The 26,839-nt window shown below is 72.5% G+C and carries 23 protein-coding genes; 11 read left to right on the top strand and 12 right to left on the bottom strand.

Annotation, left to right across the window (positions count from 1 at the left end; all coding sequences use genetic code 11):
* Nucleotides 1-47 precede the first annotated feature (47 nt).
* Nucleotides 48-665 carry a TetR/AcrR family transcriptional regulator gene (locus VIB11_RS03665; protein WP_332028458.1) on the bottom strand — a complete coding sequence of 206 codons (618 nt, stop codon included), beginning with the start codon at nucleotides 663-665 and terminating at the stop codon, nucleotides 48-50.
* Between the two features lie 63 nt (nucleotides 666-728).
* On the opposite strand from VIB11_RS03665, the gene VIB11_RS03670 reads away from it, so the two are divergent.
* Nucleotides 729-1,874 (top strand): acyl-CoA dehydrogenase family protein, encoded by a 1,146-nt coding sequence (locus tag VIB11_RS03670; protein ID WP_332028460.1) that lies wholly within the window; start codon nucleotides 729-731, stop codon nucleotides 1,872-1,874.
* A 3-nt stretch (nucleotides 1,875-1,877) separates the two neighbouring features.
* Nucleotides 1,878-2,636 carry an SDR family oxidoreductase gene (locus tag VIB11_RS03675; protein ID WP_332028462.1) on the top strand — a complete coding sequence of 253 codons (759 nt, stop codon included), beginning with the start codon at nucleotides 1,878-1,880 and terminating at the stop codon, nucleotides 2,634-2,636.
* Here the strand turns inward: VIB11_RS03675 and VIB11_RS03680 are convergent.
* A complete protein-coding gene (locus VIB11_RS03680) occupies nucleotides 2,633-3,136 on the bottom strand; it encodes an SRPBCC family protein (RefSeq protein ID WP_332028464.1) in 504 nt (167 codons plus the stop codon). The two genes, VIB11_RS03675 and VIB11_RS03680, sit on opposite strands and share 4 nt — an antisense overlap.
* Nucleotides 3,133-3,480, bottom strand: coding sequence for a metalloregulator ArsR/SmtB family transcription factor (locus tag VIB11_RS03685; protein WP_332028466.1), 348 nt, complete (start codon nucleotides 3,478-3,480; stop codon nucleotides 3,133-3,135). Before VIB11_RS03685 ends, VIB11_RS03680 begins: the two co-directional genes overlap by 4 nt.
* Before the next feature lie 95 nt (nucleotides 3,481-3,575).
* Between VIB11_RS03685 and VIB11_RS03690 the strand changes: the two genes are divergently transcribed.
* Nucleotides 3,576-4,109, top strand: coding sequence for a nitroreductase family deazaflavin-dependent oxidoreductase (locus tag VIB11_RS03690; RefSeq protein ID WP_332028468.1), 534 nt, complete (start codon nucleotides 3,576-3,578; stop codon nucleotides 4,107-4,109).
* A gap of 30 nt (nucleotides 4,110-4,139) precedes the next feature.
* On the opposite strand, the gene fabG is transcribed toward VIB11_RS03690, so the two are convergent.
* Complete coding sequence (gene fabG / locus VIB11_RS03695; protein WP_332028470.1) at nucleotides 4,140-4,895, bottom strand: 3-oxoacyl-ACP reductase FabG; 756 nt, start codon at nucleotides 4,893-4,895, stop codon at nucleotides 4,140-4,142.
* Nucleotides 4,896-5,066: 171 nt separating this feature from the next.
* On the opposite strand from fabG, the gene glgX reads away from it, so the two are divergent.
* Genes glgX through treZ form a run of 3 tightly spaced genes read left to right on the top strand, consistent with a single transcriptional unit; the run spans nucleotide 5,067 to nucleotide 11,606 of the window.
* Nucleotides 5,067-7,235 (top strand): glycogen debranching protein GlgX, encoded by a 2,169-nt coding sequence (gene glgX, locus VIB11_RS03700; RefSeq protein ID WP_332028472.1) that lies wholly within the window; start codon nucleotides 5,067-5,069, stop codon nucleotides 7,233-7,235.
* A 47-nt stretch (nucleotides 7,236-7,282) separates the two neighbouring features.
* The gene (treY, locus tag VIB11_RS03705; RefSeq protein ID WP_332028474.1) at nucleotides 7,283-9,712 is read left to right on the top strand and encodes a malto-oligosyltrehalose synthase; all 2,430 of its coding nucleotides are present in this window, start codon (nucleotides 7,283-7,285) and stop codon (nucleotides 9,710-9,712) included.
* Nucleotides 9,702-11,606, top strand: coding sequence for a malto-oligosyltrehalose trehalohydrolase (gene treZ, locus VIB11_RS03710; protein ID WP_332028475.1), 1,905 nt, complete (start codon nucleotides 9,702-9,704; stop codon nucleotides 11,604-11,606). Before treY ends, treZ begins: the two co-directional genes overlap by 11 nt.
* Nucleotides 11,607-11,681: 75 nt before the next feature.
* On the opposite strand, the gene VIB11_RS03715 is transcribed toward treZ, so the two are convergent.
* Entirely contained in the window at nucleotides 11,682-12,635 is a 954-nt protein-coding gene (locus VIB11_RS03715; RefSeq protein ID WP_332028477.1) for an acyl-CoA thioesterase II, read from the bottom strand.
* A gap of 44 nt (nucleotides 12,636-12,679) precedes the next feature.
* Between VIB11_RS03715 and VIB11_RS03720 the strand changes: the two genes are divergently transcribed.
* Nucleotides 12,680-13,708, top strand: coding sequence for a hypothetical protein (locus VIB11_RS03720; protein ID WP_332028479.1), 1,029 nt, complete (start codon nucleotides 12,680-12,682; stop codon nucleotides 13,706-13,708).
* Here the strand turns inward: VIB11_RS03720 and VIB11_RS03725 are convergent.
* Nucleotides 13,686-15,803, bottom strand: a complete 2,118-nt coding sequence (locus VIB11_RS03725; RefSeq protein WP_332028481.1) for a RecQ family ATP-dependent DNA helicase — start codon at nucleotides 15,801-15,803, stop codon at nucleotides 13,686-13,688. The two genes, VIB11_RS03720 and VIB11_RS03725, sit on opposite strands and share 23 nt — an antisense overlap.
* A gap of 122 nt (nucleotides 15,804-15,925) precedes the next feature.
* Here VIB11_RS03725 and VIB11_RS03730 point away from each other — a divergent pair, with 122 nt between their 5' ends.
* The 3 genes from VIB11_RS03730 to VIB11_RS03740 all read left to right on the top strand — a co-directional run bounded on the left by VIB11_RS03730 (nucleotide 15,926) and on the right by VIB11_RS03740 (nucleotide 17,875).
* Nucleotides 15,926-16,384: an acyl-CoA thioesterase gene (locus VIB11_RS03730; protein WP_332028483.1), complete on the top strand. Its 459-nt coding sequence runs from the start codon at nucleotides 15,926-15,928 to the stop codon at nucleotides 16,382-16,384.
* On the top strand, nucleotides 16,381-17,010 hold the full coding sequence (locus tag VIB11_RS03735) for a hypothetical protein (protein ID WP_332028485.1): 630 nt from the start codon (nucleotides 16,381-16,383) through the stop codon (nucleotides 17,008-17,010). The genes VIB11_RS03730 and VIB11_RS03735 overlap by 4 nt, the downstream gene beginning before the upstream one ends.
* 124 nt (nucleotides 17,011-17,134) lie before the next feature.
* Nucleotides 17,135-17,875, top strand: coding sequence for a GAF and ANTAR domain-containing protein (locus VIB11_RS03740; protein ID WP_332028487.1), 741 nt, complete (start codon nucleotides 17,135-17,137; stop codon nucleotides 17,873-17,875).
* Here VIB11_RS03740 and VIB11_RS03745 read toward each other — a convergent pair.
* The 5 genes from VIB11_RS03745 to VIB11_RS03765 form a co-directional block, all read right to left on the bottom strand.
* A complete protein-coding gene (locus VIB11_RS03745; RefSeq protein WP_332028489.1) occupies nucleotides 17,843-18,169 on the bottom strand; it encodes a hypothetical protein in 327 nt (108 codons plus the stop codon). The two genes, VIB11_RS03740 and VIB11_RS03745, sit on opposite strands and share 33 nt — an antisense overlap.
* Before the next feature lie 236 nt (nucleotides 18,170-18,405).
* Nucleotides 18,406-19,200, bottom strand: a complete 795-nt coding sequence (locus VIB11_RS03750; protein WP_332028491.1) for a glycerophosphodiester phosphodiesterase — start codon at nucleotides 19,198-19,200, stop codon at nucleotides 18,406-18,408.
* Nucleotides 19,201-19,272: 72 nt separating this feature from the next.
* Nucleotides 19,273-20,979 (bottom strand): glycoside hydrolase family 13 protein, encoded by a 1,707-nt coding sequence (locus tag VIB11_RS03755; protein WP_414695747.1) that lies wholly within the window; start codon nucleotides 20,977-20,979, stop codon nucleotides 19,273-19,275.
* Nucleotides 20,980-21,102: 123 nt separating this feature from the next.
* Complete coding sequence (locus tag VIB11_RS03760) at nucleotides 21,103-21,492, bottom strand: globin (protein ID WP_332028493.1); 390 nt, start codon at nucleotides 21,490-21,492, stop codon at nucleotides 21,103-21,105.
* A gap of 76 nt (nucleotides 21,493-21,568) precedes the next feature.
* On the bottom strand, nucleotides 21,569-22,507 hold the full coding sequence (locus VIB11_RS03765) for a mechanosensitive ion channel family protein (RefSeq protein ID WP_332028495.1): 939 nt from the start codon (nucleotides 22,505-22,507) through the stop codon (nucleotides 21,569-21,571).
* A gap of 144 nt (nucleotides 22,508-22,651) precedes the next feature.
* Between VIB11_RS03765 and VIB11_RS03770 the strand changes: the two genes are divergently transcribed.
* Nucleotides 22,652-24,319 carry a 4-alpha-glucanotransferase gene (locus tag VIB11_RS03770; protein ID WP_332028497.1) on the top strand — a complete coding sequence of 556 codons (1,668 nt, stop codon included), beginning with the start codon at nucleotides 22,652-22,654 and terminating at the stop codon, nucleotides 24,317-24,319.
* Between the two features lie 78 nt (nucleotides 24,320-24,397).
* Here the strand turns inward: VIB11_RS03770 and pepN are convergent.
* Nucleotides 24,398-26,839: aminopeptidase N (gene pepN, locus VIB11_RS03775; protein WP_332028498.1), on the bottom strand; the 2,442-nt coding region annotated here is incomplete at its 5' end.

Here is a 26,839-nt window from a genome sequence, read left to right on the forward strand (position 1 = left end):
GGCCCGGGCTGGGTCGGTGCTGGGTCAGACGCTGGGTCGGGGCGTGGTCATCGCGTGACCAGGCGCAGGCCGAGCTCGCCGTAGGTCGCGCCGATGGCGGCGGGGGTCCGCTTGATCTCGGGGTCGTACCACCGGGCGACGTCGACGGCCATGGACAGCAGGGCCAGGGCGGTCTCCGGCACGTCCTCGACCTCGAACTCCCCGCTCCTGACGCCGTCGCGGAGCACGTCCTGGACCACCCGGTCGATGTCCTTGCGCAGCCCCAGCACCGCCTCGCGGTGCTCGGGGGTGAGGTTGGAGAACTCGTACTGCACGATCCGGGCCACCCGGAAGTGCTCGGCGTGCCACTGCGCGAACTGCCGCATGATCGCCCGCAGCGCCCCGGTCGGGGAGCCGGCGGTCCTCGCGGCGTCGACGAGCATGGCACGGGCGGCCTCGTGCCCCTCCCTGCTGAGCTGGAAGAGCAGGTCCTCCTTGGAGGCGAAGTGGACGTAGACCCCGGCGGGGGAGAGGCCGGCCCGGGAGGCGATGTCGCGGGTGGTCGTCGCGTGGAAGCCCTTGGCGGCGAAGGCATCCGCAGCGGCCTCCATCAGGCGGACGGCGGCGTCGGCGGGTGCTGCGGCACGCCCGTCCGGGCGTCCGTCGGCACGCGCGGGGATCGACATGGTTGACAGCATGCCCGAGTCATCCGAAACTAAGCAAGCGCTTAGTTACTTGGAGGTAACCCGATGCCCCGCAACGTCTACGGCCCCGACCACGAGGCCTTCCGCAGCTCCGTCCGCGAGTTCGTCGAGCGCACGCTGAAGCCGCGTGCCGAGCAGATGCTCGAGGTCAAGTCCATCGACCGGGACATCTGGAAGGAGGCCGGGAAGCAGGGCCTCTTCGGGCTCGACATCCCCGAGGAGTTCGGGGGCATGGGCGCCGAGGACTACCGCTTCAACGCCATCGCCGCCGAGGAGATCGCCGGCTTCAACTTCGCGGTCTCGTCGTGCTTCGGGATCCACTCCGACGTCTGCCCCCCGTACATCGTCGACCTCGGCACCCGGGAGCAGAAGGAGCGCTGGCTGCCCGGCATGGCCAACGGCGACCTCATCTGCGCGATCGCCATGACCGAGCCCTCCGGCGGGTCGGACCTCGCCGCCCTGAAGACGACGGCGGTGCGCGAGGGTGACGACTGGGTCCTGAACGGCTCCAAGACGTTCATCACCAACGGCTACCAGGCCGACCTGGTCATCGTGGCGGCCCGCACCGACCCCTCCAAGGGTGCCAAGGGCATCACGCTCTTCATGGTCGAGGCCGGCATGGAGGGCTTCAGCCGCGGCCGCAAGCTCGACAAGGTGGGCCAGGAGGAGGCCGACACCTCCGAGCTGTTCTTCGAGAACGTCCGGGTGCCCGACGCCAACCGGCTCGGCGACGAGGGCATGGGCTTCGTCGCAATGATGCAGCGGCTGTCCCAGGAGCGGGTCGGCGCGGCCGTGGCCAACACCGCGCACGCCTTCCAGATCCTGCGCGAGACGATCGAGTACACCAAGGAGCGCAAGGCGTTCGGCCAGCCGGTGGGCTCGTTCCAGCACAACAAGTTCAAGATCGCGGAACTGCAGACCAAGCTCGAGGTCACCCAGGCGTTCGTCGACGACTGCATCGCCGCCCATGCGGAGAAGAAGCTCACGCCGGTCGACGCGGCCAAGGCGAAGTGGTGGTCCGCCCAGGTCCAGAACGACGTGCTCGACGAGTGCGTCCAGCTCTACGGCGGCTACGGGTTCATGAACGAGTACCGCGTGGCCCGCGCCTGGCGCGACGCCCGCGTCTCCAAGATCTGGGCCGGCAGCAACGAGATCATGAAGGAGCTCATCGGCCGGGACCTGGGGCTCTGACACGTGGGGGCACATGACGGCTCGGTCGCCATCGTCACCGGCGCCTCGCGGGGGATCGGCCTCGGCATCGCCCGGCGGCTCGTCGACGAGGGCGCCCGCGTCGTCATCACTGCCCGCAAGGCCGAGGCGCTGGCCGACGCCGTCAGCAGCCTCGGCGGGCCCGAGAAGGCGCTCGGGGTCGCCGGCAACGCCGCCGACCCCGAGCACCAGGACGAGGTCATCGCCGCCGCCGAAGCCACCTTCGGCGGGCTCGACCTGCTGGTGAACAACACGGGCATCAACCCGGTCTACGGGCCGATCCTCGACGCCGGCCTCGACGCGGCGCGCAAGATCATGGAGGTCAACGTCCTGGCGGCCTTCGCCTGGACGCAGAAGGCGGTCGCGGCGGGTCTCGGCCGCCCGGAGCACCCGGGCGCGATCGTCAACGTCGCCTCGATCGCGGGGCTCGGCGCCACGGGCGCCATCGGCTGGTATGCCGTGAGCAAGGCCGCCCTGATCCACCTCACGGTGGAGCTGGGGTTCCAGCTGGGGCCGGACGTCCGGGTCAACGCGGTCGCCCCGGCGGTGGTCAAGACCCGGTTCGCGGAGGCTCTCTACGAGGGGCGCGAGGAGCAGGTGGCGGCGGGCTACCCGATGAAGCGGCTCGGCGCCCCCGAGGACGTGGCCGGTGCGGTGTCGTTCCTGCTGTCCAGGGACGCATCGTGGATCACCGGCCAGACCCTCGTGGTCGACGGCGGTGTCACCCTCGGCGGGGCGCTCTAGGCCTGCCGGCCCTGAAGTGCCACCAGGAGCTCCTCGAGGCGGTTGTAGGTGATGTTCATGCCGTACTCCATGCCCGAGGCGACGTGTCCGTCGCGAAGCTCCTGCGAGGGGTACTGCAGGTGGCTGCGCAGCGTGGTCACGCCGTCGTGCTCCTCCAGGGTGACCGTGACGAGGTAGCTCGCGCCGGGCATGTTGTCGAAGCTCTCGGTGGACACGAAGCGGGTGTGCGGCTCGATCTCGCGGTACTCCCCGGAGAAGGAGTAGTCACCCTCCTCGCCGCCCTGCAGCACGTAGTGCCACGTGCCGCCGACGCGGAAGTCGATCTCGCAGGTCTTCATGCCGCCCTCCTCCATGCCGTACCAGTTGCGCACGTGCTCGGGCTGGGTGAGGGCCTGCCAGACGAGCTCGGCGGGCGCCGGGAAGTCTCGGGTGATGAGGAGCTCGGTGTCGGTGGGGTAGGTGACGGTCGCCTTCTGTGCGGTGCGGTCGGTGGTGCTCATGACGGTCTCTCCTTGTCTGTGGACTGCTGGATCCGGGTGAGGTAGCTGTCGAGGCTGTCGAGGTTGGCCTCCCAGTGGCGGCGGTATTCGTTCAGCCAGGTGGTCGCGTTCCGCAGCGGCGTGGCGGTGATCCGGCAGTTGCGGCGCTGGCCGTCGCGGCTCTTGGTGACGAGGCCGGCCCGCTCGAGGACGGCCAGGTGCTTGGAGATCGCGGGGAGGGTCATCGCGAACGGCTCGGCCAGCTCCCCGACCGTGGCGTCGCCCTCGGCCAGGCGCTCCAGGATGGCGCGCCTGGTGGGGTCGGCCAGGGCGGCGAAGGTGGTGCTGAGCGGGTCGTTCGACATGTTCCTTAACCATTCGGTTTATTAACCAATGAGGAAACTATGCACCCGGCGTCGATGGCTCGTCAAGCCCTCCGCCCGTGTGCTGTGCTGGTCCGGTGACGGAGGCTGGGGCGACCGCGCCGGGCATCCCCGGCTGGCTGCGGCGCCTCTATGCCGCGCCGGACCACCTGTATGCCGCGGGACTGGGCCGGGTGTTCGGTCACCGCCTGCTGCGCCTGACCCATGTGGGCCGGCGCTCGGGCCAGGTCCACCACACGGTCCTGGAGGTGGTGCGCTACGACGGGGCGACCGGCGAGGCGACGGTGGTTGCCGCCTATGGCCCGTCGGCCGACTGGGTGCGCAACGTCCGCGCCGGCGGGCGGGTCGAGGTGGACCTCGGCCACGGACCGCGCCCCGCGGCATACCGGGTCGTCGGTGTGGACGAGGCGGTGGAGGTGTACGCCGAGTACGAGCGGCGGCGTCGCCTCGTGCGGCCGCTGCTCCGGCGCACGATGGCCTACTTCCTCGGGTGGCCCTTCGACGGTTCGCCGGGGGCGGTGCGGCGCCTCGCCGAGCAGCTGCCGATGCTGGCGTTCCGGCCCGCGACCACCGACGGGCGGGGCGGGCGTGTCCGGGGAGGGCAGGAGTGACCCGGCTCCCGCGTGAGCCTCTGCTCCAGGTCAGTCCAGCGGACCGCCGGCGACGTAGATGACCTGACCGCTGACGAAACCGGCCTCCTCGCTGCAGAGGAACGAGATCGTCGCGGCGATGTCCTCGGGCTGGCCGACCCGCTGCACGGGGATCTGCGAGGCGGAGTGCGCGATGAAGTCCTCGAAGGAGACGCCGATCCGCTCGGCGGTGGCCCTGGTCATGTCGGTCTGGATGAAGCCCGGTGCCACGGCGTTCGCCGTGACGCCGAACCTGCCGAGCTCGATCGCGAGCGTCTTGGTGAAGCCCTGCAGGCCCGCCTTGGCGGCCGAGTAGTTCGCCTGGCCGCGGTTGCCCTGCGCCGAGCTCGACGACAGGTTGACGATCCGGCCGTACCTCTCCTGGGTCATGTGGGCCTGGACGGCCCTGGTCATGAGGAAGGCGCCGCGCAGGTGCACCGCCATCACGGAGTCCCAGTCGTCGACGGTCATCTTGAAGATGAGGTTGTCGCGGATGATGCCCGCGTTGTTGACCAGGATCGTCGGCGCACCGAGCTCGTCGGCGACGCGTCGCACCGCCGCCTCGACCTGGTCGGCCTGCGAGACGTCGACGCCCACGGCGATCGCACGGCCACCCGCCGCGGTGATGGCTTCGACGGTGCCGGCGCAGGCGCGCTCGTCGAGGTCCAGCACGGCCACCGCGTGCCCGTCCCGGGCCAGCCGCTGGGCAGTGGCCGCCCCGATGCCGCGAGCGGCTCCGGTGACGATCGCAACGCGGGTGGTGCTCATCAGTCCTCCTGGGGTCGTGGTGCTGGCCCGGGGAGTCTACTGAGCGCGCGCTTACCCGCGGTGGCCGCGTGGTGCGCGCGCTCGCACGGGATGCAGCACAATGGCCGCCGAGGCCGATGGCGTCCTCGACCTCACCGCGGCTCGCCGCATCCTCCTGACAGGAAGGCTTCCATGGAGATCTGGCCTGGCAAGCCCTACCCGCTCGGCGCCACGTACGACGGCACCGGCGTGAACTTCGCACTCTTCTCCGAGGCCGCTGACCGGGTCGAGCTGTGCCTCGTCGACGACGACGGCGCCGAGACCCGCATCGACCTCCCCGAGGTCGACGGCTTCGTGTGGCACGGCTTCCTGCCCGGGCTGCAGCCCGGGCAGCGCTACGGCTTCCGTGTGCACGGGCCCTACGACCCGGCGCACGGCCACCGGTGCAACCCGTCCAAGCTGCTCCTCGACCCCTACGCGAAGGCCATCGACGGCCAGGCCGACGGCGACGAGTCGCTGTTCTCCTACTTCTTCCCCGACGGCCCTGACAGCAGGAAGTCGCGGCTCAACGACCAGGACAGCCTCGGTCACACGATGCTCTCGGTGGTGATCAACCCGTTCTTCGACTGGGGCCAGGACCGCTCCCCGCGGCGGGAGTACCACGAGAGCGTGATCTACGAGGCCCACGTCAAGGGCCTGACCCAGCTGCACCCCGACATCCCCGAGGACATCCGCGGGACGTACGCCGGCATCGCGCACCCCGTGACCATCGCGCACCTCAAGGACCTCGGCATCACGGCCATCGAGCTCATGCCGGTGCACCAGTTCGTCAACGACTTCCACCTGGGCGAGCGCGGCCTGTCGAACTACTGGGGCTACAACACGATCGGCTTCCTCGCACCGCACAACGGGTACGCCGCCTACGGCACCCGCGGTGAGCAGGTGACCGAGTTCAAGGGCATGGTCAAGGCGCTCCACGAGGCCGGCATCGAGGTCATCCTCGACGTCGTCTACAACCACACGGCCGAGGGCAACCACTTCGGGCCCACCATGTGCTTCAGGGGCATCGACAACGCGAACTACTACCGCCTCGTCGACGAGGACAAGGCGCACTACTACGACACCACCGGCACCGGCAACAGCCTGCTGATGCGGAGCCCGCACGTGCTCCAGCTCATCATGGACTCGCTGCGCTACTGGGTGACCGAGATGCACGTCGACGGGTTCCGCTTCGACCTCGCGGCCACGCTGGCCCGACAGTTCCACGAGGTCGACAAGCTGTCCGCCTTCTTCGACCTCGTCCAGCAGGACCCGGTCGTCAGCCAGGTCAAGCTCATCGCCGAGCCCTGGGACGTCGGCGACGGCGGCTACCAGGTCGGCAACTTCCCGCCGCTGTGGACCGAGTGGAACGGCAAGTACCGCGACACGGTGCGGGACTTCTGGCGCGGTGAGAGCGCCACCCTCGGCGAGTTCGCCTCCCGCATCACCGGCTCCTCCGACCTCTACGAGCACGACGGGCGCAAGCCCATCGCGTCGATCAACTTCGTCACGGCGCACGACGGGTTCACCCTGCGGGACCTGGTGTCCTACAACGAGAAGCACAACGAGGCCAACGGCGAGGGCGGCAACGACGGCGAGAGCCACAACCGCTCGTGGAACTGCGGCGCCGAGGGCGAGACCAAGAGCAAGAAGGTCAGGGCGCTGCGCCTGCGCCAGCAGCGCAACCTGCTGACGACGCTGTTGCTCTCCCAGGGCGTCCCGATGCTGCTGCACGGCGACGAGCTCGGGCGGACCCAGGGCGGCAACAACAACGGCTACTGCCAGGACAACGAGATCTCGTGGGTCCACTGGGATCTCGACGCCGACCAGCGCGACCTGCTCGAGTTCACCCGTCGCCTCGTCGAGCTGCGTCGCGAGCACGCGGTCTTCCGGCGACGCCGCTTCTTCGCCGGAAGCGCCGACCACGGGGGCGAGTCCGAGGTCGGCGACATCGCCTGGTTCGAGCCGAGCGGCCAGCACATGGACGAGGAGAGCTGGGCCAACGGCTTCGCCCGCTCGTTGTCGGTGTTCCTCAACGGCGGCGCGATCCCCGAGCCGGACGACCGCGGGCAGCGCGTCGTCGACGACAGCTTCCTGGTGCTCTTCAACGGCCACGACGACCTGCTGCGCTTCACCCTTCCGGAGGAGGAGTACGGCGCCAGCTGGCTCGTCGAGGTCGACACGGGAGCGCAGGACGTCGACCCCGACCTGGTGCTCACCCCCGGCTCGGAGGTGACCCTCCAGGCCCGCAGCGTGATGGTCCTGCGCTGCCCCCGCTCGGGGGAGGCGGGCGCGCCGTCCGGGGCGGTGGCCCGGCGGTGACCGGTATGCCGCCGGGCCGGGCGCCACACCGCCCGGCCCCCGGGCGGGTGGTCCCCACCGCTACCTACCGCCTCCAGGTCCAGCCGCAGTTCACCTATGCGGACGCGGCTGAGCAGGCGGACTACCTTGCCAACCTTGGCGTCTCGCACGCGTACCTCTCGCCGGTCCTGCAGCCCGCCCCGGGGTCGGTCCACGGCTACGACGTGGTCGACCACTCGCGGCTGAACGAGGAGGCCGGCGGCCGTGAGGCCTTTGACGCGATGGTCGCCGCGCTGCGCGAGGCCGGCGTCCACGTCGTCGTGGACGTCGTGCCGAACCACATGACGACGCCGACACCGGCCTGGCTCAACCACCAGTGGTGGTCGCTGCTCCGCGAGGGCCAGGACTCGCCCTTCGCCCACTGGTTCGACGTCGACTGGGAGGCCGAGGACGGCCGGGTGCTGGTGCCGGTGCTCGGCGCCGGCCTGCAGGACGTCGTGGCCGCCGGCGAGCTGACCCTGGACCGCGCGGGCGGCCCGAACGCCGACGAGGCCGTGCTGCGCTACCACGACCATGCCTTCCCGGTGCGTGCCGGCACCGAGGAGCTGGACCTCGCCGAGCTCGTCGACGCGCAGTGCTACCGGCTGTGCCACTGGCGCGAGGGTGGCGAACGGCTGAACTACCGGCGCTTCTTCGACGTCACCACCCTCGCAGCGGTCCGGGTCGAGGACCGCGAGGTCTTCGAGGCCACCCACCGGCTGCTGCTGGGCCTGCTGGCCGACGGCGAGATCGACGGGCTGCGCATCGACCACCCCGACGGCCTGGCCGACCCCGGCGGCTACCTCGACATGCTCGCCGCGGCGACGGGCGACGCCTGGGTGGTCGCGGAGAAGATCCTCGAAGGACACGAGCAGCTGCCGGAGGACTGGCGGTGTGCCGGCACGACGGGCTACGACACCCTGCTCCGCGTGGGGGGTGTCTTCGTCGACCCGTCGGGCGAGCGGCCGCTGACGGCCCTGTGGGAGGAGCTCACGGGCGACCACCGCACCCTGGCGGACCACGTCCTCGAGGCCAAGGAGCAGGTGGTCCGCGAGGTGCAGGCGGCGGAGGTCGCCCGGCTCGTGCGACTCCTCCAGCGGGTCCTGCCGGGCGAGGACGCGGCCCGGCTGCGCCGCGCCCTCGGCGCCCTGCTCGTGGCGATGGACCGGTACCGCGCGTACCTCGTGCCGGGGCAGCCTTCCCCCGAGGGCGTGGCGGTCCTCGACGAGGCCGAGGCGCGGGCCCGGCGGCGGCTCGACCCCGCGGACCACGGCGCGCTGGCCGCTGTCCGCAGGCTGGCCGCCGGGGTGCCCGCCACGCAGGCCTCGGCGCCCGCTGGCGCCGACGTCCGCGAGTTCATGGTGCGGTTCCAGCAGACCTGCGGACCGGTCATGGCCAAGGGCATCGAGGACACCGCCTTCTACCGCTACGGCCGCCTCACGGCCCTCAACGAGGTGGGCGGGGACCCCGACAGGGTCGGCATCGAGCCCGCCGAGCTCCACGAGTTCGCCGAGCGCCAGCTCGGGCACTGGCCGACGGCGATGACAACCCTGTCGACGCATGACACGAAACGGTCGGAGGACGTCCGGGCCCGCCTCGCCGTCATCGCGGAGCTCCCGCACGAGTGGGGGCTGTGGCTCGACGAGGCGCGCGGTCTGGCCGCACCCTTCCGGGGCCACCACCTCGACGCCGGCACGGAGTACCTCCTCTGGCAGACCGCCGTCGGGGCCTGGCCGATCAGTGCCGAGCGTTTGAACGCCTACGCCACCAAGGCGATTCGCGAGGCGAAGGTGCACACGACGTGGACCGACCAGGACGCGGCGTACGAGGACGACGTGGCCCGCTTCGTCGACGGGCTCGCCGCGGACGAGGCGGTGGGGCTCCACCTGGCCAGCTGGGTCGAGCAGACGGCGGACCCGGCCCGTGCGGTCGTCCTGGGGCAGAAGCTGCTCCAGCTGGTCGTCCCCGGCGTCCCGGACGTGTACCAGGGAACCGAGCTCGTGGACCTCTCCCTCGTCGACCCGGACAACCGCCGCCCGGTCGACTACGGCGCACGACGCCGCGCGCTCGAGCGGCTCGACGCCGGTGGTCTCCCCGGTGGCCTCGACGAGGAGAAGCTGCTCGTGACCTCGCGCGCCCTCCGGCTGAGGCGGGAGCGCCCGGAGTGGTTCACGGGTGAGCAGGCCGTCTACGAGCCGATCCCCTCGACCACCCCTCACGCCCTCGCCGTCGGGCGGGGCGACGCAGCCGGTGTGCGTGCCGTCGCCGTCGTCACCCGCCTGGCCGCGGGACTGGCACGCGGCGGCGGCTGGGGCGCCCACCACGTCGCCCTGCCCGACGGCCGCTGGCACGACCTGCTGACTGGGGTGCACGTCACAGCGGCCGACGGCCACGGCACCCGCGTGGCGGATTTGCTCGAGGCCCTGCCGGTCGCTTTGCTGGTCCGTGATGAAAGCTGAACAGCGCGTAGCCGAGCAGGGAACTCACCTCTCCGTGTGGGCGCCGCACGCCGAGCGGGTGGAGGTCGAGGTCGCGGCCCCCGGAGGGCCCCCGAGCACCGAGCCGATGGAGTCCGCGGGTGGCGGCTGGTGGACCTGGCGCGGCCGCGCGCCCCACGCGGCCGGGAAGGGCCGCAGGAACGGCAGGGGCACCCCGGGCACCACGGGCACCCCGGCGGGCCGGGGCGGCGCTGAGGTCCTGGACTACGCGTTCCGGGTCGACGGCGGCGACCCGCGGCCCGACCCTCGGACCGCCTGGCAGCCGCAGGGCGTCCACGGTCCGAGCCGCACCTTCGACGCGTCGCCCCACCAGTGGGCCGACGCCGTCTGGGCCGGCCCCCAGCAGGGCCTGGGGACCCTCGGTGGAGTGGTCTACGAGCTGCACGTCGGCACGTTCACGCCGCAGGGCACGCTGGACGCCGCGGTCCGCCGCCTCGACCACCTCGTGAACCTCGGCGTCGATGTCGTCGAGCTGATGCCGCTGGCCGCCTTCGACGGACGGTGGAACTGGGGCTACGACGGGGTCGCACCGTATGCCGTGCACGACGCCTACGGCGGCCCCGCGGCGCTCCAGCGCTTCGTCGACGCCTGCCACAGCCGCGGTCTGGGCGTGTGCCTCGACGTGGTCTACAACCACCTCGGTCCGAGCGGGAACTACCTCAGCGAGTTCGGCCCCTACTTCACCGACGCGCACACGACCCCGTGGGGGCAGGGGCTGAACCTCGACGGTGAGGGCAGTGAGGCGGTGCGCCGGTGGGTGGTCGACAACGCCCTGCGCTGGTTCGAGGACTTCCACGTCGACGCGCTGCGCCTCGATGCCGTCCACGAGCTGCGAGACGACTCCGAGCGTCACCTCCTCGCGCAGCTGGCCGAGGAGGTCGACGCGCTCGAGCGCCGGCTGGGACGCCCGCTCACCCTCATCGCCGAGAGCGACCTCAACGACGCGTCGATGGTCACGCCCGTCGAGAAGGGCGGCCGGGGCATGGACGCCCAGTGGGACGACGACGTGCACCACGCGCTGCACGTCGCGCTCACCGGTGAGCGCCAGGGCTACTACGCCGACTTCGGCGGGCACTGCCGGACGTTCGGCGAGGGCGGTGCCACGACGGTGGTGGGCAAGGTGCTGCGGGAGGTCTTCCTCCACGACGGCCGCTGGTCCAGCTTCCGGGAGACCGAGTGGGGGTCGCCCGTGGACCGGAGGAAGGTCGACGGCCGCCGGTTCGTGGGCTACCTCCAGACCCACGACCAGGTCGGCAACCGCGCCCTCGGCGACCGCATCAGCGCGCTCCTCACGCCCGGGCAGCAGGCCATCGGCGCCGCGCTCTACCTCACCGCGCCCTTCACGCCGATGCTGTTCATGGGCGAGGAGTGGGCGGCGAGCACCCCGTTCCAGTTCTTCACCGACTTCGAGGACCCGGCTCTGGGTGAGGCCGTCTCGCAGGGCCGGCGCAGCGAGTTCGCCTCGCACGGCTGGGCGCTCGAGGACATCCCCGACCCGCAGGACGAGGCGACCTACCGCCGGAGCCAGCTCGACTGGGCGGAGCCGCGCGAGTTCAAGCACGCCCGGATGCTCGCGTGGTACCGCGACCTCATCGCGCTGCGGCGGGGGAGCGCGGAGCTGAGCGACGGCCGGCTCGACCTGGTCCAGACGACGTGCCACGACGACCACCAGTGGCTGGTCATGGCACGCGGCCGTCTCCGGACGGTCGTGAACCTCCGGAAGGGCCCGCAGGTCATCCCGCTCGGCGCCGAGACCGACACCGTGCTGCTCGCGTGGGACCAGCCCGCCACGAAGCCGGTCGGCAACGGGCTGCGCATGCCGGGCCACAGCGCCGCGGTGGTGCGGGTCCGCTAGGCGGGTCCGAGTCCCCGAGGTCGCAGGTCACCGGGTCGACACGTCGCCGCTCCGCCCACGGGTCGTGCTGCGGCGTCACGACTCCTTGATCCGGAGCATGCCCTCCTGCGCCACCGAGGCGATGAGGGTGCCGTCCGGCGCGAACATGCGCCCGGCGGCCAGCCCCCGACCCCCGGAGGCCGAGGGTGAGGACTGCGTGTAGAGGATCCAGTCGTCAGCCCGGCCGTGGCGGTGGAACCACATCGCGTGGTCCAGGCTGGCGGGGCGCAGCCGACGGTCGGACCACGCGATGCCGTGCTTGCGCAGCACGGGCTCGAGCAGCGAGTAGTCCGAGGCGTAGGCGAGGACCGCGGCATGGAGCAGCGGGTCGTCCGGGAGGGCGCCGACCGCCTTGAGCCACACCGACTGCTGGGCCGCACGCTGCGCGCCGGGGCGGAGGTAGATGTTGCCCTCGACGTGGCGCAGGTCGACCGGGCGCTGGTAGGCGAAGAACTGCGCAGCGGGGTGGTCGATGGTCCCGAGCGTCTCCTCGACCGACGGAAGCAGGTCGGGGTCGGGTGCGGCCGGCATGAGGTCCTGGTGGTCGAGGCCCTCGGCCTCCGCCTGGAAGGAGGCGATCATCGACAGGATCGTCTTGCCGTACTGGATCGCGTGGACGCGGCGCGTGGAGAACGAGTTGCCGTCGCGCATCCGCTCCACGGCGAAGCGGATCGGGTGGTTCGCGTCACCGGGACGGACGAAGTAGGCGTGCAGCGAGTGGATCGCGCGAGGGGTCCCGTCGAGGTCGTCCATGGTGCGGCCCGCGGCGATGACCGACTGAGCGAGCACCTGCCCGCCGAACACCCGGCCGTGGGGCTGGGGCTGGCTGCGGCCCACGAACACCTGCGCCCGCGACTCGCCGAGCTCGGTCTCCGCGTCGCCGGGCAGGCCCTCGACCGAGATGTTGGCGGTGCCGAGCTCCTCGAGGTCGAGCACGTCCAAGAGGTCGGCCAGGGGGTGGAGTCGTGGGCTGTCGTCGCTCGTCGTCACAGCGCGACCCTAGCCAAGGGGGGACGGTGTGCGAGCATCGGCGGGTGACCTCGGACGTGCGTCGGCACCTGCCTCTCCGGGACATCGAGGGCGCCGACCGGTTCGAGCTGTTCGTGGTCAGCGCCGTCGGCTCGATCGCTGTCACGCGCCTCTTCCTCGTCATCACTGGCTTCCCGCAGCTCGGCGGGGACGACCTCCACCTCGCCCACCTGCTGTGGGGTGGTCTCGCCATGCTCGTCTCGCTCCTGGTCTTCATGCTCTTCCTGAGCCGCGCCGCCAGGACGACCGCGACCTTCCTCGGCGGGATCGGCTTCGGTCTGCTCATCGACGAGGTCGGGAAGTTCGTGACCGGTGACAACAACTACTTCTACGAGCCCGTCGCCGCCATCATCTACGCCACCTTCGTCGCGATGTACCTCGTCGTGGTCCTCGTCGTGCAGCGCCAGCCGCTGACCGAGCGGGAGCTGGTGGTCAACGCGGTCGAGCTGCTCAAGGAGTCCGCAGCTCACGACCTCGACGATGCCGAGCGCGACCGTGCGGCCGAGCTGCTCCGTGCGTCCAACCCCGAGGACCCGCTGGTCCTGCCCCTGCTCGAGGCCATCGAGCGCGTGCCGACCCAGCCGCCGAGCCGGCTGTGGGTCATGAGGGCGTACTCCTGGTCGCGCGCGCAGGTGGTCCGGCTCCACCGGGCCGACCGGCTCCAGCGCTGGGCGGTGTTGTTGTTCACGGGCTTCGCCGTGCTCTCGCTCGTCGACCCGATGCAGCAGCTCGTGACGGAGCCCACGGGCAGGAGCCTGGTCTACGCCGCCGCGGCTGCGCTGGCCGCCGTCCTCGCCCTGGCGGGACTCCGCCTCTGGCGCCGGGGGCGAACGCTGCGCGCGCTGGAGCTGTACGACCACTCGCTGCTGCTCGGCCTGCTCGTCGTGCAGTTCCTCCGCCTGCTGGAGGAGCAGTTCGCCGGCTACTTCTCGGTGTTCGTGAACCTCGTGCTGATCGGCGTCTGCCGGGGCATGGTCTACGAGCGACGGCACCCCGGAGCTGGAGGCGACGTCACCCCTCGACGGCCAGGGTGAACGGAAGGACGGAGTCCGCGCCGGCCCGCCGCAGGGCCTGTGCCGCGACGGTGAGGGTCCAGCGGGAGTGCGCGACGTCGTCGACGAGCAGGACGGGCCCACCTGCACCGGCGACGGCGGCCGCCAGCCGGTCACCGACGGCCAGCCGCCCCCAGACCCCGGCGAGCCGGAAGGCGCTGTTGCCGCCCGGATCACCCACCGGGCCCTCGGCGACGAGGTCGAGGGCGCCGAGGTAGGGCAGCCGACCGATCTCCGCGAGGCCCCTGGCCGTCGAGTCGACCAGCGCCGGACGGCGTCGGGACGGGACCGCGACCACGCCCACCGGGCGCTCCTCCCAGTCCCAGTCGCGCAGGACGGGCACGCAGGCGCGCAGCAGGTCGGGACCAGCGGGGGCGTCCTCGCGCAGGAGGGACCGCAGCCGCTGGCCCCACCCGAGGTCGGTCAGGCGGGCGAGGGCCCGGCCCGTCAGCATGGCCTCGCCTGCAGGGATCCTGCCCTTCAGCGGCACGCCCAGCCGGTCCATCCCCGAAGGCCACTGCGCGCGCGGCTCGAGCTCGACACCGGCACGCTCGAGGCGGCCGCGGGCGGTGGTGACCGCCGTGTCGGGGATGTCAGTGGGAAACCACGGGCCGGCGCAGGTGTCGCACCTGCCGCAGGGTGCCGCCGTCGGGTCGTCCAGGGACTCCTGGAGGAAGGCCATGCGGCAGCCCTCGGCGCGCTCGTAGGCCAGCATGAGGCCCTGCTCACGCTCCCGTGCCTCGCTGACCCGGGCATACCGATCGCCGTCGTAGGACCAGGGCTGCCCCGTGGCGGTCCACCCGCCGGGGACCCGCTCGACGGCGCCGTCGACGTCGAGCACCTTGAGCAGCAGCTCGAGCCGTGCCCGGCGCACGTCGACGATCGACTCGAGGGCGACCGTGGACAGTGGCCGGCCGGACTCGGCGAGCGCCCGGAGCACGGCGTCGGCCTGCTCCTGGCGCGGCATCGACGCCGAGGCGAAGTAGGCCCAGATGTCACGGTCCTCCGGGCCCGGCAGGAGCAGCACGTCCGCCCGGTCGGTGGCACGGCCCGCCCGGCCCACCTGCTGGTAGTACGCAACGGGGGAGGAGGGCGCCCCGAGGTGCAGCACGAACCCGAGGTCGGGCTTGTCGAAGCCCATGCCGAGTGCGCTGGTGGCGACGAGGGCCTTGACCTCGTTGTCGCGCAGGGCCGCCTCGAGCCGCTCGCGGTCGGCCGGGTCGGTGCGCCCGGTGTAGGACCGGACGGCGTGCCCCGCCTCGCGCAGGGCGGCGGCGATGTCCTCGGCGGCGGACACCGTGAGCGCGTAGACGATCCCGCTGCCGGGCAGCGAGTCGAGGTGCGCCAGCAGCCACGCCAGCCGTTGCTCCGGGGAGGTCTGCCGCAGCACCCCGAGGCGCAGCGACTCACGCGCCAGCCCGCCCCGCAGGGTGAGCACGTCGTGGCCACCCGCGCCGAGCTGCTCCACGACGTCGGTGACCACGCGGGCGTTGGCGGTGGCGGTCGTGGCGAGCACCGGGGTGTGCTCGGGGAGGGTGGCGAGAAGGTCGCGGATGCGGCGGTAGTCGGGGCGGAAGTCATGGCCCCAGTCGCTCACGCAGTGGGCCTCGTCGACGACCAGCAGCCCGCACCGGCGGGCGAGGTCGGGCAGCTGCTCGTCGCGGAAGCGGGGGTTGTTGAGCCGCTCGGGGCTCACGAGCAGGACGTCGACCTCGTCGGCGGCCAGCGCTGCGCTCACCGCGCCCCACTCCTCGGCGTTGGCCGAGTTCATGGTCACCGCCCGCACCCCGGCCCGCTGCGCCGCCGCGACCTGGTCGCGCATCAGCGCGAGCAGCGGGGAGACGATCACGGTGGGGCCCGCGCCCTCCGCGCGGCGCAGCGCGGTGGCCACGAAGTAGACGGCGGACTTGCCCCAGCCCGTGCGCTGCACGACCAGCACCCGCCGCCGCGCGGCCACCAGGGCGTCGACCGCCTCGAGCTGGCCGTCGCGGAAGGTGGCGCCGGGGCGGCCCACGAGCCGCCGCAGGACACCGGTGGCGGCCTCGACGAGGGCAGGGCTGGCGGTGGCTGACGACATGGCCACCACCGTATGCCGCGCCGGGGACACCGCCCGCAGGGCCCGGTCCGCCTGTGGACCAACGGCTGACCGGCACCCGGCCTGTGGAGTGCCGGTCCGTGGCCGGATGGGAGGATGTCGGCATGTCTCACGAGCGCGGGCAGCGATACAGCGCGGAGGTGCCGCTCCGGTGGAGCGACATGGACGCCTACGGGCACGTCAACAACGTGCAGTTCCTCCGCCTCCTCGAGGACGCCCGGGTGATCGGGTTCCAGGAGTGGTTCGGCCAGGACCGCTCGCTGCTCGACGAGGGCGTCCTCGTCGCCCGGCACGAGATCGAGTACCTCGCCCCGCTGACCTTCCGCCACGCCCCCATCTCCGTCGACATGTGGGCCACCCGCATCGGCGGCGCCGCCTTCGACCTCGCGTACGAGGTGCGTGACCCGGCCGGGGTCGGCGACGAGCTCTACGCCCGCGCGGAGACGACCCTCGTCCTGTACAGCTTCACCACCAGCACGCCCCGCCGCCTCGCGGACGACGAGCGCGCGATCCTGGAGCGGCACGAGGGCGAGCCGGTGCCGTTCCGCTGGCGGCGGCGATGAGCGTGCTGCGGCTCGCCGACCAGGAGACCGTCGCCGACCTGGCCACGCTGGTCACGCGCGCCCGCTCGGTGGACCCGGAGGGTGCGATCCGGCTGCAGGCCCTCGGGCACACCCTGGCGGCCTATGTCGGGGTCCTGCCGGGCGCGGGGGTGCTGGCCGAGGGCGCGGTGGTGGGCCTGCGCGCCATGCCCCTGGCCGACCCCGCCGACGTCGACGTGACGGTGCCGCTGGGTGCGGTCGCGGACCGGCTGGCCCGGCCCACGCCCGACGGCTCGCTACCCCTGCCCCCGATGACGGTTGCCGCTGCCTGGGCCGCGATCGCACCGCCGCGCTCGGGCTGGGAGCGGGTCGGGGCCGTCGCCGCGGACGAGGTCTGCGCCATCGCGCGGGAGGGCATCCGGCGCGTCGCGGAGGGCACCCCGGCGATCGCAGGTGGCCACGCCGTGGGGTCCCTGCGAGCGCGGGTCTGGGGCGAGGCGACCCCCACGACGCCGCCCTTCCCGGCGGGTGGCGCCTTCGCGGCCTACGTGCTCGGCTTTGCACCGCCGGGCACCGACGTCGAGGTGTTCGCGCACGGCCGGTGGACCCGCCTCTCCGCTGCGGGCGGCCACGTCCTGATCCGCTGAAATCCGCAGCGTCGCTGCGCCGAACGACGGTTCCGCACGGCCGCCCCCGCGAGGCAGGCTGGGCCAGGGCCGGTGGGCCGTGCACTCGGGCGGCAACCCTGCTGGTGCTTGTCGGAAGGCCGCGATGCACGACCACGCGCTGTTCGTCCAGGCCGTGTCGGGCTTCACGCACTGGGTGCTGGAGCCGCACGCGAGCATCACCGTGCTCGAGCGGCTGACCGACCGGGCGACGGCGGTCCTCGACCTCGTCGGCAGTGGGATCCTGCTCGACATCGACGGCGTCCTCACGTTCGCGACCGCCCTCCCCGAGCAGGTCGCCGACCTCGAGGAGGCCCAGGAGCGGGACCAGCAGGGGCCGGGGGTCGACGCCTACCGCTCCGGGCACGTGGTCACGTCACCCGACCTCTCGGTCGAGGACCGCTGGGGAGGGTATGCCGCGATGGCGCTCGCGCGCGGCCTGCACGCCACCGCGGGCATCCCGCTGCGAGCCGGCGACATCCGGGTCGGGGCGATGAGCGTCTACGCGGCGTCGCCCAGGGAATGGCTGGAGGACGACATCGCGGCGCTGAGCGCTCTCGCCGACGTCGCCACCGGGTGCCTGGTCAGTGGCTCACGGCAGCGGGGCAAGGACGACCTCGTGCGGCAGCTGCGCGGTGCGCTGGAGTCACGCGTGGCCATCGAGCAGGCCAAGGGCTTCCTGGCGGCGCAGGAGGGCATCACGGTCGAGGAGGCGTTCGCGCGGATCAGGCGCTACGCCAGGGACCACAACGAGAGCCTGCGCTCGGTCGCCGCCGCCGTGGTGCGCGACCGCGGGCTGGGTGGCCCCGAGGGCTCAGGACCAGGGTGGGCGGGGCCAGGAGGCTGAGGCTGACCGGGGCGCCTCGACGGCGCCGTTGCGCCAGGAGATGCGCCGGGCCCTCAGCTGGGCCACGATCGAGCGCTGCCGGCTGAGCAGCGGGGCGATCTCGGGGTTGACCACCATGAGCCCGTCACGCGGGATGAGGAAGGGCGTCGAGCGCAGGGTGTCCTCGATCTGCGTCAGGATCGCGACGAGGTCGCGCACGGACGTCTTCGACAGGTCGATGGCGGTGCTCAGGCCCGGCGACGTCGCCGGGGCCCGGGCCTCGAGCTCGGTGGTCTTGGTCTTCGCGTTCCTCATTGAACGTGCTCCCACGAAGGTGTCAGCCGATGTGAAGGCAGAGCCACCGTCTGGTCCAGAGCAGCACCACGTGCGCCGGGCGACCGGGGGTCCTGGGCCGCCGACGTCGTCCATGCTAGGTCGGCTCTCGCGAGATGGACAGCCGATATCAAAGGTCAGGACTTTGGTCCCGGGTCCGCGACGGACGCCGGGATGCTCGGCGTGGTAGAAGCGTGCCGGTCAGACGAGGGCAGGTGCTACGCCTGCAGCGGGATGCCCCGGTCGGCCAGGACGTCGGCCAGGGTGTCGATCCGGTCCGACACGATCCCGTCGACACCGAGGTCGAGCAGGCGGTGCATCTCGGCCGCGTCGTCGATGGTCCAGACGTGCAGGTGCTTGCCGAGCCGGTGGACCGTCTCGACGAGCGCGGGCGTGACGAGCTCCACCCGTCGGCCCGCGACCATGTGCTGGGTGGGGATCTGCAGCACCGGGGCGCGGTCGCGGACCCACCGCGAGAGCGCACGGGGCGCGAACCGCAGGGCTGCCACACCCCGGGGACCGGCGGCGGTGGCCAACCGTGGCCCGAGCACCCGCCGGACCGCGCGCAGCCGCTGGTCGGAGAACGAGCCGACGCACACCCGGTCGATGGCGCCGTGCGCCCGGATCGTCTCGGCGAGCGGCCCGATCGCGCCGACGGCCTTCACGTCGATGTTGATCCGCGCCAACGGGAACTCCTCGAGCAGGTGGGCCAGCAGCGGGATCTCCTCCGTGCCGCCCACACGGGCCTCGCGGACCGCGGCATACGGCAGCTCGGCGATGACCCCGCTCGCGTCCGTGACCCGGTCGAGCCGCGAGTCGTGGAAGGCCAGAAGGTGCCCGTCAGCGGTCGCGTGGACGTCGGTCTCCAGGTAGCGGTACCCGAGTCGGACCGCCGTGCGGAAGGCCGCCAGGGTGTTCTCGCGCTCGACGTTGTCGGCGTGAAGTGCACCTCCGCGATGGGCGAGACCGATCGGGGTCGGTGCGTCGAGATACGGAAAGTCGGCGGCTCGCACCGACCCAGTGTGCCGTGCGAGCCGCCGACGTCCCAGTGCCTCGGCCCCGATCGACGTGACCGGGGCGGTGCGTCAGAGCGAGACCCAGACCGTCGTGTCGGTCGGGACGCGGCCCTCGGCGTCGAGCGGGCCGGACGCCAGCAGCACGGTGGCAGCCTCGGGCAGGGCCACCGGGTCCACGCCGAGGTTGGCGACCACGCGCGTGCTGGCCTCGCCGGCCCCGGTGTTCTCGAAGGCCACGACGTCCGGGCCGAGGCCCTCGACGAAGCCGAGGCCGCCGGTGCCGAGGCCCCGCTCGCGGCGCACGCGCAGCAGCGCACGGTAGAGCTCGAGGGTCGAGCCCTCGACGCCCTCCTGCTGGTCGACGGCGTAGTCCCCGTAGACCGCGGGCTGCGGCAGCCAGGTGCGCTCGGAGGGGCCGAAGCCGAAGGAGGGGGCGTCCTTGGCCCACGGCATCGGGACCCGGCAGCCGTCGCGGCCGATCTCCTCGCCCGCGGTGCGGTGGAAGGCCGGGTCCTGCCGGAACTCGTGCGGCATGTCGGTGGAGTCCGGCAGGCCGAGCTCCTCGCCCTGGTAGAGGTACGCCCCACCGGGCAGCGCGAGCATGACCGCCGTGGCCGCGCGGGCGCGCCGCAGGCCCAGCTCGCGGTCGGGCTGGGGGTCGTCGGCGGAGATGCCGTTGGGGCGCTTCTGGCCCACGGGCAGCCCGAGCCGCGACGCGTGCCGGACCACATCGTGGTTGGAGAGCACCCAGGTGCTCGGCGCGCCGACGCTGTCCGCGGCCTCCAGCGACGTGCGGATGACCTCGCGCAGGTCCTGTGCCCGCCACTGGGTCGACAGGAAGTCGAAGTTGAACGCCTGGTGCATCTCGTCGCTGCGGACGTACATGACCGCCCGCTCCTGCGGCTCGACCCAGGCCTCGGCGCACAGGATGCGGTCGGGCTGGCCGTAGGAGTCCAGGATGCTCCGCCACCGGCGGTAGATCTCGTGGACGCCGTCCTGGTCCCACATCGGCGGCTTCGGCGCGTCGGCGCCGTGGCGGCCCTCGTCCAGGAGGTGGAGGTCCTCGCTCCAGTTGGGCAGGCCGTCCTCCTTGACCAGGCCGTGGGCGACGTCGACCCGGAAGCCGTCGACGCCGCGGTCGAGCCAGAACCGGAGGATGGACTCGAACTCGGCGCGGACCTCCGGGTGCTCCCAGTTCAGGTCGGGCTGCTTGGAGTCGAAGATGTGCAGGTACCACTGGCCGTCCTCGACGCGGGTCCAGGCGGGGCCGCCGAAGACCGAGTGCCAGTCGTTCGGGGGCTCGCTGCCGTCCTCGCCGAGACCGTCGCGGAACATGTAGCGCTCGCGCTCGGGACTGCCGGGGCCGGCGGCCAGCGCCGCCTGGAACCAGGCGTGCTCGTCGGATGAGTGGTTGGGCACGAGGTCGACGATGACCTTGAGGCCGAGGTCGTGTGCCTGGGCCAGCATGGCGTCGGCGTCCGCGAGGGTGCCGAACAGCGGGTCGATGTCGCGGTAGTCCGAGACGTCGTAGCCGGCGTCGGCCTGGGGCGAGCGGTAGAACGGCGAGAACCACACCGCGTCGACGCCGAGTGCCTTGAGGTACGGCAGGCGGGCCGTCACGCCGGCGAGGTCGCCGATGCCGTCGCCGTTGCCGTCGGCCCACGACCGCGGGTAGATCTGGTAGATCACGGCGTGGCGCCACCAGGCGGCGTCGGGGGAGTCGGCCGCATGGAGGAGAGCGGCACTCTGGAGGGGGCGGGTCACAACATCGGTCACGGGCGACCATGCTTCCCTATCCGGCTGCAAAAACGAAGCCCATTCCTGCAAGTTCTTGCTTGTCGGGCAAGAACTTCCACTCTGGGCCCGGCGGGGAACGTGTGGCGCCGGGGAGCGGCCCTTCTAGTCCTCGAAGGAGTTGACCAGCGAGTGCGCGGCCCGCTCGAGGTAGTCGCGCAGGAGCAGGTCGTCGGCCGGCGGCAGCGCGATGGCGTCGACCGCGGCCATCATGTGGTGCAGCCACCGGTCACGCTGGGCGGGTGTCACCCGGAAGGGCATGTGCCGCATCCGCAGCCGCGGGTGGCCCCGCTGCTCGGAGTACGTGGTCGGGCCACCCCAGTACTGCTCCAGGAACATCCGCAGCCGGTCCTCGGCGGGGCCGAGGTCCTCCTCGGGGTAGAGCGCGCGCAGATCGGGGTCGCCGGCGACGCCGAGGTAGAACTCGTGCACGAGGCGGCGGAACGTCTCGTGCCCGCCGACCTGGTCGTAGTAGCTCTGCGGCTGCTGGCTCACGCGGGAAGTCTCTCAGAGTCGCGGCAGGGCGAGGCGGCCCGGGTGGGTGCCGGGTCCGGGGCGTGCGGCGGCCGCGTCAGTGGCCGGCCGCGCCGAACGGCACGACGGGCGGTCCCTGGATCCCCGCCTCGTCGAAGGCGGCCTTGACCCGCTCGCGGATCTCGCGGGAGACGCCGTACTGCTGCTCGGCCGCGGTCTTGGCCAGGATGCGCACGGTCACGGCGGAGCCGGTCATGGACTCCACGCCGACGACCTGCGGCTCCTCGAGGAGCATGCTCTTCCACTCCTCCGCCTGGTCCATCTGGTGGACGACCGACTTGATGAGCGGGATGACCTTCTCGAGGTTCTCGGCATACGAGACCGGGATGTCGACGATGGCGGTCGACCAGCCCTGGCTCTTGTTGCCGATCCTGATGATCTCGCCGTTGCGGACGTACCAGACCACCCCGCTGGGGTCGCGCAGTCGAGTGACGCGCAGGGAGACCTCCTCGACGGTGCCGATGGCCTCGCCGGTGTCGATGATGTCGCCCACGCCGTACTGGTCCTCGAGGATCATGAAGATGCCCGAGAGGAAGTCCTTGACCAGGCTCTGCGCGCCGAAACCGAGCGCGACGCCACCGACTCCCGCGGAGGCCAGCAGGGGGCCGAGGGGGATCCCGACGATCGCCATGACCGTCAGCGTGGTGACGAGGGCGATGGTGAACGTGATGATGCTGCGCAGCAGCGAGGCCATCGTGAGCGTGCGCTGCTTGTGACGCTCGTTCGCGACACCCGTCGCGTGGGCCAGCACCCGGCTCGCGCGTCCCGGCTGCTGGTTGCGCCGGGCGTCGTGCTTGGCGATCGTGACGTCGACCACGCGGCTGATCGAGCGGAGCAGCACCAGGCGCAGCACGACCGCCGCCAGGATCGTGACCACCACCATGAGGGGCTCGCCCAGGAACCACTCCCAGACATCCTCCGGGGTGACCTGGGAGAGGGTCTGGAGGACCTTCTCCATCACGGTGCTCATCGTCATGTGTCCCATTGTGACCAGAGCCGGGAGGCGATCCCCAAACCGGCGCGCGGGGCTCACGCGGGGCGTGTGGGCGGTCTCACGAAACGAGTCCACCGGCCCGTGCGAGACTGTCGCGCGGTCGACCCCGATCGCGAAAGGCCTGATGTGACGCCCGAATCCGGCTTGTCGCCGCTGTGCGAGCTGGCGACAGCCCATGGTGTCGCCGTCGACGGGGCGGGCGGCAGCCCGGTGCCCGAGCAGACGGTGCGACTGGTCCTCGAGGCGCTGGGCGTGCCGGCCTCGACGGACGGCGAGGTCCGCCTCTCCCTGGCGACGCACCGCGCCCAGTGGCGGCCGCTGCCCGCCGCGGTGACGGCTCGGGCCGGCCGGGGCGAGCGCGTCGCGGCGTGGGTCCCCGAGGGCCGGACGGCGTCGGCGCTGGTGACGACCGCCGCCGGGCGGGAGCGGCAGCTGCGCGTGGAGCCGCGCCCCGACCTCGCACGACCTGCCGGACGGGACCGGGTCGTCCCGGTGACCGTCGTGGTGCCGGGCGACCTGCCCGTCGGGCAGCACCTGCTGACGCTCGACTTCGAGGTCTCCGGTGTGAGCGTGCCGCTGCTCGTGGCACCCCAGGTCTTCCCGTCGCTGCCGTCCGCCCACGCCGACTGGGGCCTGGGCGGGGCGACCGGGCTGGTCCGGGCCGAGGCCGGCAGGGAGGAGGCCGACCTCGGCGACCTCGCCGAGCTCGTGTCCTGGGTGGGCGCGGACCTCGACGGTCACTTCGTGATCCAGCCACCGGTCCTCCGCGCCGGTGTGCCGTTCGCCGACGCGCAGATGGTCCGGCCCCACGAGGTGCCCGAGCACGCCGCCCTCGACGACGGCGGCCGGGAGGCGGTGCGGCGGGGCGACCGGGTCACGGCGCTCCGCGCGCTGTATGCCGCGCCGCGCGGCGCCCGCCGGCAGCGCGCCTTCGATGCCTTCTGCGTCGCCGGCGGACAGGCGCTCCTCGACCACGCCACCTGGCTCGTCATCGCCGGGCGCCACGGGAACGACGTGTCCCTCTGGCCGGCGCCGCTGCGTGACGCCGGGGGTGACGAGGTGGCCCGGCTGCGAGAGGCGTCGGCTGACGAGGTGAACTTCCACCGCTGGTGCCAGTGGGTCGCGGACGAGCAGCTCGCAGAGGCGGCGAGGGAGGCTCGCCGCACCGGGATGGGCCTGGGTCTCGTCGCGCCGCTGACCGCGCCCGGCTCGGCCTCGGCCAGCCAGGCGTGGTCCCTGGGTGCCTCACCCGCGCGCGGGGTCAGGCTGGGTCGCCCTCCCGGTGCGGGACTGCCGGAGGGGGCGGTGGGTGACCAGGCGCCCTGGTCCCCGACGGTGGTGCGAGACCTCGGCTACGCCCCGCTGCGGCGACAGCTCGAGGGGGCCTCCCGCCACGCCGGCGGTCTGCTGCTCACGCTGCCCGAGCGGTGGCTGCGCCAGTGGTGGGTGCCGGACGGGCTGCCCGCGTCGGCCGGCACCTGGGTCGAGCAGGACCACGAGGCGCTGCTGGCCGCCGTGGGCATCGCCGCCCACCGGACGGGTGCGGTCGTCCTGGCCGAGCTGCACGGGCTCGTCGAGCGCGAGGCCCAGTGGCTCGCGTCGCAGGGGGTGCTGCCGCTGGCCGAGGCGGGCGCGCTCGAGCGCGCCGGCGGCCCCCCGTCGGGCGCCGCCGGTGGCACGCGGCCGCTGCGCTGGGTGGACGTGGGCGCCCTGGCCGACGGCGGGGAGCTCACCCTGGAGCGGCTCGCCGGGTCGCCCGCCGCGCGTCGCCGCGCCCGGCGCCTGACCCGCTGAGCGGCCCCGCCCGACTCGGCCGGCTGGCCTGCCGGGCGGGGCGCCCGTCCGCCCGGCGGGCCAGCCGAACGCGGCCGGTCAGCCCTGCGCGTCGCGCGCCTGGGCCCGCAGCGCCCGCGCGATCGTGTCGCGGTTCTCGGACACCAGGCGCACCAGCGCTGCGGGGGCCTCCCGGTGGGCGTCGAGCCAGGACTGGGTCGCGTCGAGCAGCTCCCGGGACGCGAGCGCCGCGGGGTAGAACTGCTGGACGATCGACTCGGCGATGGCGTGGGTCCGCGACTCCCACATGCCCAGGAGCATCGCGTGGTACCTCTCGACGTACGGCTCGAGCAGCGCGACGTCGACCGCGCGGCTGAAGCCCTGGCTCGTGGCGTCCAGCACGCTGTTGGGCAGGGCGTCGGACTCCACGCCGGCGGCCCAGGCGGCGGCCTTGGCCTCGGCGGTCGGCCGGGCGGCGAGGGCCCGGGCTGCCCGCTCGCGACCGGTCGACGTGTTGTCGCGCTCGCGCTCCGCGGCGATCTCCGCCTCGTCGGCGGCCCCGGCCGCGGCGAGCGAGGTCAGGAGGGTCCAGCGCATCTCGGTGTCGATGGCCAGGCCCTGGAGGGTGGCAGTGCCCTCCAGGAGGGAGCGCACGTGGGCGGCGTCCTCGGGGGAGGTGAGCATCGCGGCATACGCCGTCACGAGCTGCAGCTGGGCGTCACTGCCCGGCTCGGCCTGCTCGGCCAGCTCACGCAGGGCCGCCACCGTGCGGCTGGTGGTCTCCGCGCGGTGCTCCGGTGCGGTGTACATCAGCACGGTGGTCTGGAGCTGTCCGAGCAGGGTGCGCAGCAGCGTGGAGTCGGTCTCGCCGGGCAGGGACGCCAGGACCAGGTCGACGAAGTGGCGGCCGGGCATCTCCGCGTCGCGGGTCATGTCCCACGCGGCCCCGAGGACCAGCGCCCGCGGCAGGCTGTCCTGGAAGCCGCGGGGGTGGGCGAGCGCGGTGGCCAGCGACCGCTCGTCGAGGCGGATCTTGGCGTAGGCCAGGTCGTCGTCGTTGACCAGCAGCAGGTCCGGCTGGGGGCGGCCGACCAGGCCGGGGATCTCGGTGCTGTCCCCGTCGACGTCCATCTCGATCCGGTCGGTGCGCACCAGGGAGGTGCCGTCGACGGCATACAGCCCGACGGCGAGGCGGTGCGGGCGGAGGGTCTCGAAGCCCTCCGCGTGGGTCTGCACGATGCGGGCCGAGCTGATGAGCCCCTGGTCGTCGGTCTGCACCTCGGGTCGCAGGGTGTTGACGCCGGCGGTCTCCAGCCAGAGCTTGGACCAGGTGTCGAGGTCGCGCCCCGAGGTCGCCGCGAGCTCGTCGAGGAGGTCGGCGAGGGTGGTGTTGCCCCAGGCGTGCTTGGCGAAGTACGCGCGCAGGCCCGCGACGAACGGCTCGCGCCCGACGTAGGCGACGAGCTGCTTGAGCACGGAGGCACCCTTGGCGTAGGTGATGCCGTCGAAGTTGACCTCGACGTCCTGCAGGTCGCGGATCGGGGCGACGATCGGGTGGGTGGAGGAGAGCTGGTCCTGGCGGTAGGCCCAGGCCTTCTCCGAGGTGCCGAAGGTGGTCCAGGCGGACTCCCACTGGGTGGCCTCGGCCTGGCAGGTGGTGGAGGCCCACTCGGCGAACGACTCGTTGAGCCAGAGGTCGTTCCACCACTTCATGGTCACGAGGTTGCCGAACCACATGTGCGCGAGCTCGTGCAGGATCGTCAGCGCCCGGCGCTCGATGATGGCCTCGGTGACCTTGGCCCGGAAGACGTAGATCTCGTTGATGGTGACCGCACCCGCGTTCTCCATCGCCCCCATGTTGTACTCCGGGGTGAAGAGCTGGTCGTACTTCGCGAACGGGTACTCGCAGTCGAACTCGTTCTCGAAGAACGCGAACCCGCGCTTGGTGCAGTCGAAGATGTTGTCGGCGTCGAGGTGCTGCAGCATCGACTTGCGGCAGAAGATGCCCAGCGGCACGGTGCCCTTGCGGGTCTCCACCTCGTCGCGCACCACGGCATACGGGCCGGCGACCAGCGCGGTGATGTAGCAGGACATCGGCGGGGTCGGCTCGAAGGCCCAGGTGGCCACGCCCTCGCGCACCGGCGTCGGCTCCGGGGTGGGGGAGTTGGAGACGACCTGCCAGTGGCTCGGCGCGGTGACGGTGAAGGCGTAGGTCGCCTTGAGGTCGGGCTGCTCGAAGACCGCGAACATGCGGCGGCAGTCGGCGACCTCGAACTGGGAGTAGAGGTAGACCTCGTTGTCGACCGGGTCGACGAAGCGGTGCAGGCCCTCACCGGTGTTCATGAAGACGCCGGTCGCGTCGATGACCAGCTCGTTGCGCTCGGCGACGGCCGGGACCTGGACCCGGACCCCGTCGAACAGCGCGGCCGCGTCGAGCTCCTCGCCGTTCAGGGTGATCGACTCGACCGACTCGGCGATGAGGTCGATGAACGTGGAGGCGCCCGGCTCCGGGCTCGTGAAGCTGACCCTGGTCCGCGTGCG

Source organism: Pedococcus sp. (assembly GCF_036554925.1).
Classification (GTDB): domain Bacteria; phylum Actinomycetota; class Actinomycetes; order Actinomycetales; family Dermatophilaceae; genus Pedococcus_A.